Below are 15,087 nucleotides of genomic sequence, written 5' to 3'. Positions count from 1 at the left end.
ACTCAATTCGCCGTCATACCCACGAGCAGAACCCTCAGCCCCCAGACGAATTGGTCGACGGAGGTCCACGCCGCGATCTCGTCCACATGCGCGGCGGTACGCGTCCAGCGATCCACATCCAGGTCCCTGAGCTGCTCGCGCCGGCGCGCGATCCGTTCCGAATCAGCAGGCAGCGGCGGTCTTCCGTCGGTCTCCGCGATATCGAGCGCCGTCGAACCGAGGACATAGACGAGCACCGCGTACACCCCGTGCGCCCGCATCTGCGTATGCAGACCACCGCGCGCGAAGCAGGCGAACAACGCCTCCTCGATATCGCGTGCGGCGGGCCCGTCCGCCGCCGGACCGTCGTGCGGACCCGACATCATCAGCACCGCGACCGCCGGATGCTCCCACAGCCGCGACCGCATACTCAGCGCCAACTGGATCACCGCCGAGACCCACTCGACGCCCCGGTCGTAGAGCGGCCCGAGCCGCACATTCGAGAGCACGCGTTCGATGGCGGCCCGTTCCAGTCCGCTCCGATCGCAAGCCAGCGCGGCCGGGTCGACGCCGAGTCGCTCCGCAACCGCCTCGACCGTGAGTGCACCCGCCCCGCCCTCGTCGAGCACTGCCAGGGCCGCGTCCACCACCCGATCCTCGGTGCACGACAACTGTTCGGGCGGCTCGCCCCCGCTGAGCGGACTCGACGGCATAAGCGGGACTGTACCGAGCGCGCACCCGCCCACCGAGGTGCCACGACGAGCGAATCGCGCGACTCCATCGCCGCACTACGCGACTGATCGAATCACCCAGCCCGACGACCATCCGCAGCAGTCTGCAGAACGCCGACCCCTTCCCTACCGCAGCGCGACCGGCATCGCCGAATCCACCCGATCCACCACACCGGCGGGGACCTCGATCCCCGGTTCGAGGTCCGCCGACGGCACCGGCACACCCCACACCTGCCGCAGTGGGAGCTCCCCGGCCCACACCCCGCCTGCGGCGATGTCGTCCTCGTCGTCCTTCGGCCCGCCGGTCCGGACTTTCACCGACGCCTCGGTGAGGTCGAGGGCCAGCACCATCGTGGCCGCCATCTCCTTGCGGCTGGGCGGGCGGACACGGTCCCAGGATCCGGGCGCCGCATGCTCGACGATCACCCGCAGCGCTTCGAGACGTTCGTCCTCGTCGGTGACGAGTTCGGCCCGCCCACGCACCACCGCCGACCGGTAGTTCATCGAGAAGTGCATGGCGGAGCGGGCATAGATCAGGCCGTCGACATGGGTCACCGCGATGCTGATGTCGGTGCCGATGGCGGCGCGCATATTGCCCGCACCGGTGGAACCGTGCAGGTAGATCGTGTCGCCCGCCCGGCCGTACACGGTCGGCAGCACCACCGGCGAACCACCGAGCACGACTCCGAGGTGGCAGATCAATCCCGCGTCGAGCACCGCGTCCAGTTCGGCCCGGTCGCTGCGGGCGCGTTCCTTGGATCTGGTCACCGTGGTGCGCGGGGTCGGGGACAGCGGCGTTCTGGTGTGCGTGCTCATAAGATGAGCATCGCCGCACGATTGGCCTTCGCACAGGTCCAATTCGACGCAGGAACGACAGTCCAATCAAGAGGTGGGCGATGCTCGACGACTTCCCGATCCCGCTCGACCGCTCCGCCGCCGAGCCCCTGTCGGTGCAGGTGGCCGATGCCCTGCGCACCGCCGCGACCACCCGCGTCCTACGCGTCGGCGACCGGCTACCGCCCTCGCGCACCCTCGCGCAACGGCTGGGAGTGAGCCGGGCCGTGATCGCGGCCGCCTACGACCAATTGCACGCCGAGGGCTGGCTCACCGGTCGACGCGGGTCCGGCACCTACCTGAGCACCGCCCCCGCGACAGCACCGCCGAGCACCGTCGCGATGAAGGGCATCGCGGACGCACCGACCCTGCTCGACCTCGCCGCAGGCGCACCGTGCATCGAGGCCCTCGACCGCGCGGCCTGGCGCCGCGCGTGGCGCTCGGCCGGTGACCGCGCACCCGAGGCCCGCAAGGATCGAGCGGGTGAGCCCGGCTATCGCGATGCCGTCGCCGAGCATCTGCTCCGGCATCGCGGACTGGCCGCGGGCGCGCCGTCGGTGGTCCTGGCGACCGCGGGCACGAGCGCCGCCGTCGGCGAACTCGCCGCGGCCCTGCTCCGTCCCGGCGACACCGTGGCCATCGAAGACCCCGGCTATCTGCGCGCGGTCGGCGCGTTCCAGGCCGCGGGGACGACGGCGCTCCCGGTGCCCGTCGACGCGTACGGACTGTGTGTCGACCGCATTCCACCGGGTGTTCGCGCTGTGTATTGCACACCGGCACATCAGTTTCCGATGGGTGCGCGGATGCCTGCCCGGCGCCGGGTGGAACTGGTCGAATTCGCCCGCAGCACCGGCACTCTGGTCATCGAGGACGACTACGACGGCGAATTGCGCTACGACACGGCACCCTTGCCCCTGCTCGCGGCGATGGCCCCGGACGTGGTGGTCCACCTCGGCACCACGAGCAAGATCATCGCCCCCACCCTCGGTGTCGGCTGGCTCGTCGCTCGTCCCGACATCACCGAGGCCGTCCTCGCGCACCGCGCACGCATCGGCAGTTCACCGAGCCCGGCCGGCCAACTGGTGCTCGCCGAATTCGCCCGCAACGGCGACCTCGCCCGGCATCTGCGTCGCCTGCGCCGGGTGGTCCCGCCACGGCGCGCCCTGCTCGTCGGTGAGCTCGCCGACCGGGGCGTGCCCGTCCTCGGTGACGACGCCGGCTCGCACGTGGTCGTCGAACTGCCCGACGCCGGCGCCGAGGCCGCCGCGGTCGATGCCGCCCGGAGCCGCGGGGTCCTGCTCGACGGGCTGGCCCGCCATCACCTCGCCACGCCGCACAAGTTCGGTGTCGCCCTCGGTTACACGGCCCTGACCAGCGCCGAATTGGCCCGGGCCGTCCCGATCGCGGCCGACTGTCTCGCCGCTCATGTCACCCGGCGGTCGTAGCATGGACCAGGACCCCGCGCGGGTCGCGGTTCGCCCGGCACTACCCCTCCGAGAATCGAAGTGGTGAGCACATGACCGATCAGGACATCCTGGCCAAGATCAAGCAGCTGGTCGACGAAGAACACGAACTGCGGTCCAAGGCGACGGCGGGCGAGATCGACCCGGTCAGCGAGCGCAAGCAGCTCGCCCAGCTGGAAGTGATGCTCGATCAGGCCTGGGATCTGCTGCGGCAGCGCCGCGCCCGCGCAGGCGCCGACGCCTCCCCCGAAGACACGCAGATGCGCTCGCCCCGTGAGGTCGAGGGCTACTTGCAGTGACCGACGAGTACGACGTCATCGTGATCGGTGGCGGCCCTGCGGGCGAGAACGCCGCCGCGTACGCCATCGCGGGCAGCGACCGCACCGCCGCGCTCGTGGAACGGGAACTGTTCGGCGGCGAATGCAGCTACTGGGCGTGCATTCCCAGCAAGACACTGCTGCGCACAGGCGCCGTGCTCGATCTCGCCGCCGGGCTACCCGGGCTGACGGCGAGCGGCCCTGAGGTGGCCGATGTGCTGGCCCGCCGCGACACCTTCGTCCACCACCGCGACGACACCTCCCAGGTCGACTGGGCGAAATCGGCGCGCATCGACCCGATACGCGGTGCGGCCAGGCTCGCCGGGGAGCGGCGGGTCGAAGTGCACACCGACGCGGGGGTGCGGGAACTGCGCGCCAGACACGCTGTCGTGATCGCGACCGGAACAACAGCCGCGATTCCCGATACTCCCGGTCTGCGCGATGCCCTGCCCTGGAACTCGCGCGACGCGACCAATCTGACGGTCGTACCGACCCGGGTCGCGATCATCGGCGGCGGTGTCGTCGCGTGCGAGGCGGCGACCTGGCTGATCGAACTGGGCGCGGCCGAGGTGACCATGCTGGTGCGCGGTGACCGGTTGCTGCCACGGGTGGAGCCCTTCGCCGCCGATCTGGTGCTGCGAGGTCTGCGCGACAAGGGCGTCGAGGTTCGCCTGAACACCGAGCCGTTGATGGTGTCGCGCCGGGACCCCGCCGACACCGGGGTCGGCCGCATCCACGGCGGCCCGGTCACGCTGGTGCTCGACAACGGTGAGCTGGAGGCCGACGAGCTGGTCGTCGCGACCGGCCGCGCACCCGCGACCGACGACCTCGGCCTGGACACGGTCGGCCTGTCGGCAGGCTATCTCGACGTCGACGATCACCTGACTGTCCGTGATGTTCCCGGGGAATGGCTGTACGCGGTGGGCGATGTGAACCACCGTGCGGCACTGACACATATGGGCAAATACCAGGCCCGCGTGTGCGGGGATGTCATCGCCGCTCGCGCACAGGGCACGCCGCTGGACAAGAGCCGCTACACCGCGAGCGCCGACCACGAGCAGATTCCCCAAGTCGTCTACACCGCACCGGAACTCGCCGCCATCGGCCTCACCGAGCAGCAGGCCCGCAAGGCCGGATACGCGGTCGACACCGTGGAAATGGATATCTCGGTAGCCGGTTCCGCATTGTCGCGCGACGATTTCCACGGCCGCGCGAAGATCGTCGTCGATACCACCGAAAACCGCCTTCTCGGCGCCACTTTCGTCGGGCCCGACATGGGCGAACAATTGCACGCCGCCACCATCGCGGTGGTCGGGCGGGTGCCATTGGACACCCTGTGGCACGCGGTACCGGCGTTTCCCACGGTCAGCGAATTCTGGTTACGGCTGCTGGAAACCTGGCGGGACCGCTGACTACTTGAGCAACCGCGACATCCGCCGGTCGGCGAGCACCTTGCCGCCGGTCTGACAGGTCGGGCAGTACTGAAAAGAGCGCTCCGCGTAGGACACCTCACGTACCGTGTCGCCACACACCGGACACGGCTGCCCGGTCCTGGCGTGCACCCGCATGCCGGATCGCTTCTCCCCCTTCAACCGGGCCGCGTCCTGCCCGGTCGAACGGTCGACGGCATCGAGCAATACCGAACGCATCGCCGCGTATAGCTGCGAAACAGTTTCGGCGGGCATCGTTTTCGTATTCGCGAACGGCGAAATGCGTGCGGTGTGCAGTATCTCGTCGGAATAGGCATTGCCGATACCGGCCAGCAGGGTCTGATCAACCAGTGCGGTCTTGATGCGCTGCGATGTGCCCCGCAGCAGGGCCGCGAATTCGTCCTCGGTCACCGCGAGCGCGTCGGGGCCGAGCCGGGCGATGCCCGGAACCGACTGCGGATCCTCCACGACATACACCGCCAGGCGTTTCTTGGTTCCCGCCTCGGTGAGGTCGATGGCGGGCGTCGCGCCTTCGGGAGTGAAGAAATGCACGCGCAAGGCGAGCGGGCTCTTACCACCGGGCTTGGGCGGCAACGGATTCGGTTCGTCGACCCACCGCAACCAGCCGCCACGTGACAGGTGGGTGATCAACCACAGCCCACCACAGTCCATTCCGAGAAACTTGCCCCACCGGCCCGCACCGGTCACGTCCCGGCCGGACAGCGCGGTCACCGGCGGATCGAATGTCTTCACCGCACTCAACGCGGCCACGTCGACGCGACCCACCACCGCACCGACCGCATGATCCCGGAGGAACTGCGCCAACGCCTCTACCTCGGGTAACTCGGGCACAAAGGTCAGTCTAGCTATTCGGACCGCAACAGGTAGACGTCCATGATCCAGCCCTTTTCGGCGCGCGATCGCGCACGACGTTCGAGAATGGATTTCTCCACCTCGCGCAGATTGCCTTCGATCAATATCTCGTCGGGCATACCGAGATAGGCGCCCCACCAGATGTGGATATCGTCGCCGGGCACCTCGGTGAACGAGCATTCGCCGTCGAGCATCACCACCGTCGAACCCGGGCCGAGGCCTTCTTCGCGCAGCTTGCGCCCGGTGGTGATGTGCACGGGTTCACCGATGCGGTGCAGCACCACCCGGTGGGCGGCGGCCAGCGCCGCGACGCTGGTGACGCCGGGGATCACCTCGTAGTCGAACCGAACCCGCCCACGGTCGAGCACCCGCTCCACCATGCGCAGGGTGCTGTCGTAGAGGGCCGGATCGCCCCAGACGAGGATCGCGCCGTCGCCGTCCACCTGCTCGAAGGCCTCTTCCAGCAGCACCGCGCGCCGTTCGTGCCAGTCCTGCACCACACCGGTGTAGTCGGCGGGTGCGCGGTCGCGGGGCGGGTCGGCGATCTCGAGCACCCGGTGCGGGCCGTCGACGTACTCGCGCAGGATCGCGGTGCGCACGTCGACGAGTTCCTGCTTCTCGGCGCCCTTGCCGATCACGAAGAACGCCTCGGCGCGCCGCATGGCCTTGACTGCCTGCATCGTCACCTGGTCGGGGTCGCCGGCACCAATACCGATCACGTAGAGCTTGCGCATACGCGCAGAGCTTGCCAGGTGCGCACAGCAGTAGAATCGGCAGGCGTGGCCACCCCTGATACGCAGTACGAAGATCTGCTCCGGCGCGTGCTCGAACACGGCACGCCGAAAGCCGATCGGACCGGCACCGGCACCCGAAGCATCTTCGGCCATCAACTGCGCTACGACCTGGCCGAGGCGTTTCCGCTGATCACCACCAAGCGGGTGCACCTGAAATCCATCGTCTACGAGTTGCTGTGGTTCCTGCGCGGCGACTCCAATGTGTCGTGGCTGCGCGAGCACGGCGTCACCATCTGGGACGAATGGGCGGATGCGGACGGCGAGCTCGGCCCGGTGTACGGCGTGCAGTGGCGTTCCTGGCCGACACCCGACGGCACCCACATCGACCAGATCGCCCAGGTCCTGCACACCCTGCGCACCGACCCGGATTCGCGCCGGATGATCGTGTCGGCGTGGAACGTGGCCGACCTGGACAAGATGGCGCTCGCCCCCTGCCACGCCTTCTTCCAGTTCTATGTCGCCGACGGCAAGCTGTCGTGCCAGCTGTACCAGCGCAGCGCCGACCTGTTCCTCGGTGTGCCGTTCAATATCGCCAGCTACGCGCTGCTCACCCTGATGGTCGCCCAGCAGACCGAGCTGGAACCGGGCGAGTTCATCTGGACAGGTGGCGACGTGCACATCTACGACAACCACGTCGACCAGGTGCGTGAACAGCTCACCCGCGAGCCCTACCCCTTCCCCACCCTGCACCTGCGCCCGGCCACCAGCCTGTTCGACTACACCTACGACGATGTCGAACTGTCCGGGTACCAGCACCACCCGGCCATCAAGGCGCCGGTGGCGGTGTGAACGACCGCATGATCGGCCTGATCTGGGCGCAGGCCAACGACGGTGTGATCGGCGTCGACAACACCATCCCGTGGCGGCTGCCCGAGGACATGGCCAATTTCCGGGAGACGACCACCGGTCACCCCGTGATCATGGGCAGGCGCACCTGGGACTCCCTGCCCGCCGCCTTCCGCCCACTGGCCGGGCGACGCAATATCGTCGTCACCCGTCAGTCCGACTGGGCCGCCGAGGGCGCCGAACGCGCCGCCTCGCTGCCCGACGCGCTGGCCATGACCGGCACCGCCGACATCTGGATCGCCGGTGGTGGCGAGATCTACCGCCAGGCGCTGCCGCTGGCGACGACCCTGCTGGTCACCGAGGTCGACACCACCGTGGCGGGCGATGCTTTCGCCCCGGTCATCGGCCCGGAATGGCAAGCACCGGATACCCCGTGGCGCACCGCCGAAAACGGCCTGCGCTACCGCATTCGGCATTACGTCCGGCAGTGACAACACGTCGCTAACGGTCGCGGCAAAACGCCCGAGCGCGGGTGTGATGTCGGGCATACTCCCAGGCGAAGACCTGCCCGCGAGAAGCCTGCGAAAGGCGCGTTCCCATGGACAAGAAATCGCTGACCGCGGTGGCCCGTCAACAGCTGAAGCTGGCGGCCACCTCGACGAGTGGTCGGAGTTCGCAAACCCTCATCGGCGGCCACACCCACGCCCTGCGCCAGACCGTCGTCGCGCTGGCCGAAGGGCAGAGCCTGGCCGAACACGACAATGCCGGCGACGCGACGATCCAGGTCCTCACCGGCACGCTCGTACTGATCGCGGGCACCGACGAGTGGAAGGGCTCGGCAGGCGATCTGATCGTGGTTCCGCGCGCCCGCCACAGCGTCAAAGCCATCGACGACGTGACCTTCCTGCTCACCGTCGCCAAATAAGTACCTGTCGGTACGGCGTCGTACTCTGGACGCCATGGGTGAGCCACAACCGATTCTCGATCCACTGTCGCCTGCCGCGCTCTTCCTCGTCTTCACCATCGACGAGGGCGGCGAATCGGTGGTGCGCGATGTGCTCGCCGATATCAACGGTTTACGGCGATCGGTCGGCTTCCGGGTGCCCGGCGAGGGCCTGAGTTGCGTCACCTCCATCGGTTCCGCCGCGTGGGGCCGCCTGTTCGCCGGGCCGAAACCGGCTGAGCTGCACGAGTTCCCGGGATACAACGGTCCGGTGCACAGCGCGCCTGCCACCCCCGGCGACCTGCTTTTCCACATCCGCGCCGAAACCCAGGGCCCCTGCTTCGAACTGGGCATGGTGATCGCCGAACGGCTGCGTGGTGCGGCGACGGTCGTCGACGAGGTGGTCGGGTTCCGCTACTTCGAACAGCGCGACCTGCTCGGCTTCGTCGACGGCACGGAGAACCCTGAGGGTGGTGCCGCGGCCGCCGCTGCCCTGATCGGTGCCGAGGACCCCGAATTCACCGGGGGCAGTTACGTGATCGTGCAGAAGTACACCCACCCGCTCGACCAGTGGAACGCCCTGTCGATCGAGGAGCAGGAGCGGGTGATCGGGCGCACCAAGCTCGGCGACTACGAACTGCCCGACGATGTGAAGCCCGCCGATTCGCATGTGGCGGTGAACACCATCGTCGACGACGACGGCACCGAGCGCCAGATCGTCCGTGCCAACATGCCTTTCGGCTCGGTCGCCGACGGCGAGTTCGGCACCTACTACGTCGCTTACGCCGCCACCCCGAGCGTCACCGAGCGGATGCTCGAGCGCATGTTCCTCGGCACCGAGGAAGCCGCCTACGACCGCATCCTCGACTTCTCCGTCGCGGTCACCGGGACCCTCTTCTTCACCCCGACCGTCGATTTCCTCGACGATCTGCCCGACGCGCCCGCGAACCTCGCCGACGAGGCGGAATCCGGACCGTTGCCCGAGATAATTCCGGTGGAACGGGCAAATACCTCCGCAGCGGGTTCCGACGGCGCCCTCGCCATCGGCTCGATGAAAACTCGATGAGAAGGAGTATCCGAATGAACAACCTGCATCGCGAACTCGCGCCGATCACCGACGAGGCCTGGGCCGAGATCGAGGAGGAGGCCACCCGCACGTTCAAGCGCAATATCGCCGGACGCCGGGTCGTCGATGTCTCGGGCCCGCACGGCGTCGGTTACTCGGCGCTCAACCGCGGCAGGCTCACCCCGATCGACTCCCCCGACGACGGTGTGCAGGCACACCAGCGCGTGGTGCAGCCGCTCGTGGAACTGCGGGTGCCCTTCACCCTGCAGCGCTCCGAACTCGACGACATCGAACGCGGCGCCCCCGACGCCGACCTCGACAACCTCAAAGACGCCGCCCAGAAGATCGCCTTCGCCGAAGACCGCGCGATCTTCGAGGGTTACACCGCCGCGGGCATCACCGGCATCCGCGCCGCCGCCTCCGGCACCCCCATCACTCTGCCGAGCAATGTCGTCGACATCCCCGACGCCATCTCCCGCGCCCTCACCGGCCTACGCCTGGCCGGTGTCCAGGGCCCCTACTCGGTACTGCTCAGCGCCGACCTCTACACCAAGGTCAGCGAAACCTCCGACCACGGCCACCCGATCCGCACCCACATCGAGCGGCTCATCGACGGCGAGATCATCTGGGCACCGGCCATCACCGGCGGATTCGCCCTCACCACCCGCGGCGGCGACTTCGAACTCGCCATCGGTCAGGACCTGTCGATCGGTTACCTCAGCCACGACGCCGACACCGTCCAGCTGTACTTCCAGGAAACCTTCACCTTCCTGGTCGAGACCTCCGAAGCAGCGGTATCGCTCGGGTCGTGAGCCCGAGCGCGTGACCGGCGCTAGGGTTGGCCACGAATCGTGAGAGGGAGGTCCGCATGGCCGACGTGCGTGCCGGGGTCGTGCCCGCGAGCAGGAGCCTGTTCTACTGCCTGATCGGGCTGCTGGTCACCATCGGGATCGCCGGTCTGCTGGTGGCGATGTTCGGCGCCAACCGGGTGGTGACCGGCGTGCTGGTCGGCGCCGTCGGCGGTGTGGCGGCGGGGGTCGCGCTGTTCGTGCGCGATGTCGTCGAGCTCACCGAGCACGGTATCTACGTGCGGACCCCGTTCCGGTCGGCCACCGTGCCGTGGGACCGGGTGGTGGCCGGGCGGTTCACCCTCGACGAGCACGGCCGCTGGGCACTGGCCCTCGACCTCACCGAGAACGGTGACGAACTCGTGCTGCTGTCGATCCCACCGGTCATGGGCCCGGTCTCGGGCGCCTACGACATGCGTAAGCGGGAACAGGTGACCGAGATCCGGGAGATGTTGCGGGCCAAGCGGATTCCGATCACCGTGCTGCCCGGGATCGCCGCCGCCCTCAACGAGCACTGGCAGATCGCGCCGCCGACCTCCCGCTGACTCAGGCGCTGAGCCCGGAGGTGAACCGCCGCCGGTAGTCCGACGGCGACACACCGAGCCGCGCGATGAAGGTGCGCCGCAGCGCCTCGGGGCTGGTGAAGCCCGCGTCCGCGGCGGCCCGCCGCACCGAGCTGCCCGCCTCGAGTTGGGCGCGGGCCAGATCGAAGCGCATGTTCGCCGCGTATTCGGCTGGGCTGAGCCCGACCTCCTCGGTGAAGAGCCGGGTGAGATGGCGTGGGCTCACGTTCACGTGGCGGGCGAGTTCCTGCACGCTGTGGCGCCGTGACGGGTCGTCGGCGATCAGGTCCGTCACCGCGCGCACCGGACCTGGCGGCAGCGCCACCGCGCGCAACGGGGTCGAGAACTGCGCCTGCCCGCCGGATCGCTGGAGGTAGACCAGCAGCCCCTGGGCGACCTGCCGGGCCACGGCACTGCCGAGGTCTTCGGCGACCAGCGCCAACGCGAGGTCGATCCCCGCGGCGACACCGGCCGAGGTCGCGATATCGGCCTCGCGGACGAAGATCCGATCCGCCAGCACCTCCACACGCGGATACCGGCGGGCCAGCTCGGGGGCGAACTTCCAGTGCGTTGTCGCGCCGCGCCCGTCCAGCAGCCCGAGTTCGGCGAGCACGAACGCCCCGCTGCAGATCGAAACCACCCGCCTGCTCCGCGCGGCGAGCACACGTGCCGCGTCGAGTAGTTCTGGACGGACGAACTGGGCCGGGCGCACCTCGCTGCCCGGCACGACGAGCGTGTCGAGCGCGAGTACATCGGCGGCTGCCGCCCCCACAGCAACTCCCCCGCCGACCGAGGTCTGCACGGGCGCGCCGGTGGGTGAGAGCAGCACGATCTCGTAGGCATCGGCGAACTGATTCGCCTCGACGAACACCTCGGCCGGGCCGACATAGTCGAGTGCCTTCACCCCGTCGAACAGGAGAAACCCGATACGCCGTGTCCCAGTAGATGCGTTGTGACGTGGGCGATCCGGGGCTACAGACATAGCCACAAATCTACTGTTCGTCCGAAATAGCGGGATTCGCGGCCGTTCGGGTAGGTGACAGCCCACCCGCGCTCGACAACTATGAGCAACCTATCCATCCACCTCGTTCGACAGGATCGCCATGCCCTACTTCACGACATCCGACGGCACCGAGATCTACTTCTCCGACTGGGGCACCGGGCAGCCCATCGTCTTCAGCCACGGCTGGCCGCTGAGCTCCGATGCCTGGGCGCTCGAGCGCAAGACCTTCGCCGACGCCGGTTATCGCGTCATCGCCCACGACCGTCGCGGACACGGCCGCTCCTCGCAGCCGTGGCAGGGCAACGACATGGACACCTACGCGCGTGACCTCGCCGAACTCGTCGAATCGCTCGATCTGCGCGACGTGATCGTCGTCGGGCATTCGACCGGCGGCGGCGAGGCCGTGCGTTACGCGGCGCGCCACGGCCGCGACCGGGTCGCCAAGGTCGTCACCATCGGTGCGGTGCCGCCGATCATGGTGGCCACCGAGGCCTACCCCGACGGTCTGCCCATGTCGGTGTTCGACAACATCCGTGCCGGAGTGCTGGCCGACCGGTCCAACTTCTACCAGGAGCTGGCTCCGTCGTTCTTCGGCTTCAACCGCGAGGGTGCGGCCGTGTCCAAGGGCGCCATGGACGACTTCTGGCGGCAGGGCATGCTCGCGGGCATCCAGGCCGCCTACGAGTGTGTCGCCGCGTTCTCGGCGACCGATTTCACCGAGGACCTGCGCGCCCTCGAGGTACCGATCCTCATCGCGCACGGCGACGACGATCAGATCGTGCCCATCGCGAACTCGGCACACAAGTCGATCGAGCTGGTGAAGGACGGCACGCTGAAGGTGTACCCCGGTGCGCCGCACGGCATCTTCGGTGCCTACCAGCAGGAGCTGATCAGCGACATCCTCGCGTTCATCAAGGGCTGAGAGTTTCCGGCGCGGCCTCGCGTCGCGCCGGTCACTCAGTCCGACAGGCGGTCGAGCAAGGCGTCGGCGGCGGCTCGCACCGAATCCATCGCACCCCGGTGACCGACGATGCGCACGATCGCGTCCGGGATCACGCGCTCGGCCTCCTCGCCCGCGGCCCCTTCGTCGGACCTGATCGCGATCACCGTCTCCACCAGCCGGAACGGCAGAATCCGCGCGTCGTCGGATTGCCCTGCCGCAGCACAGGATTCGGCGGCGAGGCGTTCGTAGTGTTCGCGCAGTTCGTCGCGGCGGCGGCGGAAGGCGACGAAACGTTCGGTGCGCAGTTCCGGCAGCAGGTACAGGGCGCCCAGATTCCAGCGCGCGCCGCGCAGTTGGCGCACATCGAACAGGGCGAGCGCGTAGAGCTTGGTGGTGGCGTCCTCGGGCTCGGCGTGTAGTTTTTGCGCCAATTCCACCGGGCCCGCGACGGTTTCGGCGAGCAGCGCGTCGAGGATGTCGTCCTTGGCCGCGAAGTGGTGATACAGCGAGGCCTGCCGGATGCCGACCGCGTCGGCGACCGCGCGGGTGGAGGTGTTGGCATACCCCTTGGTGGTGAACAGCTCCGCTGCGGCGTCGAGGATTTCCGCGCGCGGCGTCGTCCCGCGCCGACGGCGCTGTTCCAGCCGGGGACGCCCGGGTCCGAGGTTTGCCACGTCGTCGATTGTGTCACCGGTGCGCCACCACCCCCGCAATGGGCACCTCACCAGGTGCGATGCGGGACCGTTCAATTTCTGTCATTCGACAGAAACGTAGGCAACACAGAAGTTACGGCACGCCTCGGAGTCGATACACGCACGACACCGTTCGAGCGATCGCGAGCGCAAAACTATCGACTGATAGATATTGGCCGCACCGCCGAAGGACTCCGATATGGCCACGACGCTCGCCACCCAAGCCCCGCCCGACGCCGCGCGCGACGGCGCCGACCTCGCCCAGTTCGGCTACGAACCCGTCCTGCACCGCAAGCTCGGGCGCTACGCGTCCTTCGCGGCGGGCTTCTCGTTCGTCTCCATCCTCACCACCATCTTCCAGTTCTTCGGTTTCGGTTATTCGTTCGGCGGTGCCGCGTTCTTCTGGACGTGGCCGCTGGTTTTCGCCGGGCAGTTCCTCGTCGCCCTGAACTTCGCCGAGCTCGCCGCGCGGTATCCGATCTCGGGCTGTATCTATCAGTGGTCGCGCCGGTTGGCCGGTGGTCTCGTGGGCTGGTTCGCCGGCTGGATGATGGTGATCGCCCAGGTGGTCACCGCGGCGGCGGCCGCCATCGCCCTGCAGGTGGTGCTGCCCACGATCTGGAGCGGCTTCCAGATCATCGGCTCCGACACCGCGCTCACCTCACGCGACGGGGCGATGAACGCGGTGCTGCTGGGCAGCGCGCTGCTGGTGGTCACCACCACCATCAATGTGATCGGGATCGATCTGATGGCGCGGATCAACTCGATCGGGGTCACCATCGAGATCGTCGGCGTGCTCGCCATCATCGGGCTGTTCTTCGCGGGCTCCGAACGCGGTCCGGACGTGGTGTTGCAGACCGATCAGGCCGCGCCCGGCCCGTTCTGGGCGGCGTTCCTGATCTCGGGCCTGATGGCGGCGTACGTGATGGTCGGATTCGATTCCGCCGGTGAGCTTTCCGAGGAGACGAAGAACCCGCGCCGGGTCGCACCGCGCACGATTCTGCTCGCGCTGTCGGTGTCGGCGCTCGGCGGTGGACTCATGCTGCTGGGCGCGCTGATGGCGGCGCCGAGCCTCACCGACGGCGAATTGGCTTCCGGCGGACTGGCTTACGTCATCATGGCCAAGCTCGACAGTCCCGCCGGGTCGGTGCTGCTCGGCTGTGTCGCGGTGGCGGTGATCGTGTGCACGCTCGCGATTCAGACGGCCGGGTCGCGGTTGATGTTCTCGATGGCACGTGACGGCAAGTTGCCCTTCTCGAAGGCGCTGTCCACCGTGCACCCTCGTTTCGGTACGCCGGTATGGCCCGCGGTGGTGATCGGCGCGCTCGGCATCAGCCTGCTGGTGCTGAACCTGGGTAACCCGGCCATCTTCGCCACCCTGGCCAGCGTCTGCATCGTGAGCCTGTATCTGGCGTATCTGCTGGTCACGGTGCCGCTGTTGGTGCGGCGGATCAAGGGCTTGCCCGCGCCCGAGGACAACACGCTGTTCACCCTCGGCCGCTGGGGAGTTCCGGTCAACGCGCTGGCGGTGGTGTGGGGCATCGCGATGGTGATCAATCTGGCCTGGCCGCGACCCGAGGTGTACACCCCGGCCGGTGGTAGCTGGTGGCAGTTGTGGGCCGGGCCGCTGTCGGTCGGCGTGATCCTCACCGTCGGCGCGGTGGTGTACCGGATGGTCGTCACCAAATCCGAGGCGGTCGAACCGGTGATCGTGCCTGCTCCCGCCTGAGCCCGTGGATCAAGATCATCACGCTCCGGTGGCGGCATCGCCCGTGACGCAAACGCCACCAGAGCGTGGTGATCAACCGACCAGCATCTCAGC

Annotated in this window: 17 protein-coding genes; 11 read left to right on the top strand and 6 right to left on the bottom strand. The window is 68.3% G+C overall.

Annotation, left to right across the window (positions count from 1 at the left end):
• Nucleotides 1-2: 2 nt before the first annotated feature.
• Together AB0F86_RS11955 and AB0F86_RS11950 are read right to left on the bottom strand one after the other, a co-directional pair.
• The gene (locus tag AB0F86_RS11955) at nucleotides 3-692 is read right to left on the bottom strand and encodes a TetR/AcrR family transcriptional regulator C-terminal domain-containing protein (RefSeq protein ID WP_356985884.1); all 690 of its coding nucleotides are present in this window, start codon (nucleotides 690-692) and stop codon (nucleotides 3-5) included.
• 144 nt (nucleotides 693-836) lie between these two features.
• Nucleotides 837-1,526 (bottom strand): pyridoxamine 5'-phosphate oxidase family protein, encoded by a 690-nt coding sequence (locus AB0F86_RS11950; protein ID WP_356985885.1) that lies wholly within the window; start codon nucleotides 1,524-1,526, stop codon nucleotides 837-839.
• 80 nt (nucleotides 1,527-1,606) lie between these two features.
• On the opposite strand from AB0F86_RS11950, the gene AB0F86_RS11945 reads away from it, so the two are divergent.
• The 3 genes from AB0F86_RS11945 to AB0F86_RS11935 all read left to right on the top strand — a co-directional run bounded on the left by AB0F86_RS11945 (nucleotide 1,607) and on the right by AB0F86_RS11935 (nucleotide 4,736).
• On the top strand, nucleotides 1,607-2,989 hold the full coding sequence (locus tag AB0F86_RS11945) for a PLP-dependent aminotransferase family protein (protein WP_356985886.1): 1,383 nt from the start codon (nucleotides 1,607-1,609) through the stop codon (nucleotides 2,987-2,989).
• Nucleotides 2,990-3,060: 71 nt separating this feature from the next.
• The gene (locus tag AB0F86_RS11940; protein ID WP_067485911.1) at nucleotides 3,061-3,306 is read left to right on the top strand and encodes a DUF2630 family protein; all 246 of its coding nucleotides are present in this window, start codon (nucleotides 3,061-3,063) and stop codon (nucleotides 3,304-3,306) included.
• The gene (locus AB0F86_RS11935) at nucleotides 3,303-4,736 is read left to right on the top strand and encodes an NAD(P)/FAD-dependent oxidoreductase (RefSeq protein WP_356985887.1); all 1,434 of its coding nucleotides are present in this window, start codon (nucleotides 3,303-3,305) and stop codon (nucleotides 4,734-4,736) included. The genes AB0F86_RS11940 and AB0F86_RS11935 overlap by 4 nt, the downstream gene beginning before the upstream one ends.
• Here the strand turns inward: AB0F86_RS11935 and AB0F86_RS11930 are convergent, their stop codons facing one another.
• On the bottom strand, nucleotides 4,737-5,606 hold the full coding sequence (locus tag AB0F86_RS11930) for an Fpg/Nei family DNA glycosylase (RefSeq protein WP_181696748.1): 870 nt from the start codon (nucleotides 5,604-5,606) through the stop codon (nucleotides 4,737-4,739).
• A gap of 14 nt (nucleotides 5,607-5,620) precedes the next feature.
• On the bottom strand, nucleotides 5,621-6,361 hold the full coding sequence (gene cobF, locus AB0F86_RS11925) for a precorrin-6A synthase (deacetylating) (protein WP_356985888.1): 741 nt from the start codon (nucleotides 6,359-6,361) through the stop codon (nucleotides 5,621-5,623).
• 45 nt (nucleotides 6,362-6,406) lie between these two features.
• Here cobF and AB0F86_RS11920 point away from each other — a divergent pair, with 45 nt between their 5' ends.
• The 6 genes from AB0F86_RS11920 to AB0F86_RS11895 all read left to right on the top strand — a co-directional run bounded on the left by AB0F86_RS11920 (nucleotide 6,407) and on the right by AB0F86_RS11895 (nucleotide 10,609).
• Nucleotides 6,407-7,210, top strand: coding sequence for a thymidylate synthase (locus tag AB0F86_RS11920; RefSeq protein WP_181696750.1), 804 nt, complete (start codon nucleotides 6,407-6,409; stop codon nucleotides 7,208-7,210).
• A complete protein-coding gene (locus AB0F86_RS11915; protein WP_356985889.1) occupies nucleotides 7,207-7,698 on the top strand; it encodes a dihydrofolate reductase in 492 nt (163 codons plus the stop codon). The genes AB0F86_RS11920 and AB0F86_RS11915 overlap by 4 nt, the downstream gene beginning before the upstream one ends.
• Before the next feature lie 107 nt (nucleotides 7,699-7,805).
• A complete protein-coding gene (locus tag AB0F86_RS11910; protein WP_067485336.1) occupies nucleotides 7,806-8,132 on the top strand; it encodes a cupin domain-containing protein in 327 nt (108 codons plus the stop codon).
• Between the two features lie 34 nt (nucleotides 8,133-8,166).
• The gene (locus AB0F86_RS11905; protein WP_356985890.1) at nucleotides 8,167-9,216 is read left to right on the top strand and encodes a Dyp-type peroxidase; all 1,050 of its coding nucleotides are present in this window, start codon (nucleotides 8,167-8,169) and stop codon (nucleotides 9,214-9,216) included.
• Nucleotides 9,217-9,230: 14 nt separating this feature from the next.
• Complete coding sequence (locus AB0F86_RS11900) at nucleotides 9,231-10,028, top strand: family 1 encapsulin nanocompartment shell protein (RefSeq protein ID WP_356985891.1); 798 nt, start codon at nucleotides 9,231-9,233, stop codon at nucleotides 10,026-10,028.
• Nucleotides 10,029-10,084: 56 nt separating this feature from the next.
• Entirely contained in the window at nucleotides 10,085-10,609 is a 525-nt protein-coding gene (locus AB0F86_RS11895; RefSeq protein WP_225278623.1) for a PH domain-containing protein, read from the top strand.
• A 1-nt stretch (nucleotide 10,610) separates the two neighbouring features.
• Here the strand turns inward: AB0F86_RS11895 and AB0F86_RS11890 are convergent, their stop codons facing one another.
• Entirely contained in the window at nucleotides 10,611-11,609 is a 999-nt protein-coding gene (locus AB0F86_RS11890; RefSeq protein WP_356985892.1) for a DJ-1/PfpI family protein, read from the bottom strand.
• A 121-nt stretch (nucleotides 11,610-11,730) separates the two neighbouring features.
• Here AB0F86_RS11890 and AB0F86_RS11885 point away from each other — a divergent pair, with 121 nt between their 5' ends.
• Nucleotides 11,731-12,552, top strand: a complete 822-nt coding sequence (locus tag AB0F86_RS11885; RefSeq protein WP_181696755.1) for an alpha/beta hydrolase — start codon at nucleotides 11,731-11,733, stop codon at nucleotides 12,550-12,552.
• A 35-nt stretch (nucleotides 12,553-12,587) separates the two neighbouring features.
• Here the strand turns inward: AB0F86_RS11885 and AB0F86_RS11880 are convergent, their stop codons facing one another.
• Nucleotides 12,588-13,247, bottom strand: coding sequence for a helix-turn-helix domain-containing protein (locus tag AB0F86_RS11880; protein WP_356985893.1), 660 nt, complete (start codon nucleotides 13,245-13,247; stop codon nucleotides 12,588-12,590).
• Nucleotides 13,248-13,464: 217 nt separating this feature from the next.
• Here AB0F86_RS11880 and AB0F86_RS11875 point away from each other — a divergent pair, with 217 nt between their 5' ends.
• Entirely contained in the window at nucleotides 13,465-14,994 is a 1,530-nt protein-coding gene (locus tag AB0F86_RS11875) for an amino acid permease (protein ID WP_356985894.1), read from the top strand.
• The last annotated feature ends 93 nt before the right edge of the window (nucleotides 14,995-15,087 follow it).

This window comes from Nocardia sp. NPDC023733 (assembly GCF_040639775.1).
GTDB classification, from domain to species: Bacteria; Actinomycetota; Actinomycetes; order Mycobacteriales; family Mycobacteriaceae; genus Nocardia; species Nocardia rosealba.
The sequence above is the reverse complement of the archived record's forward strand: the minus strand, read 5'-3'. Positions and strand labels throughout refer to the sequence as shown.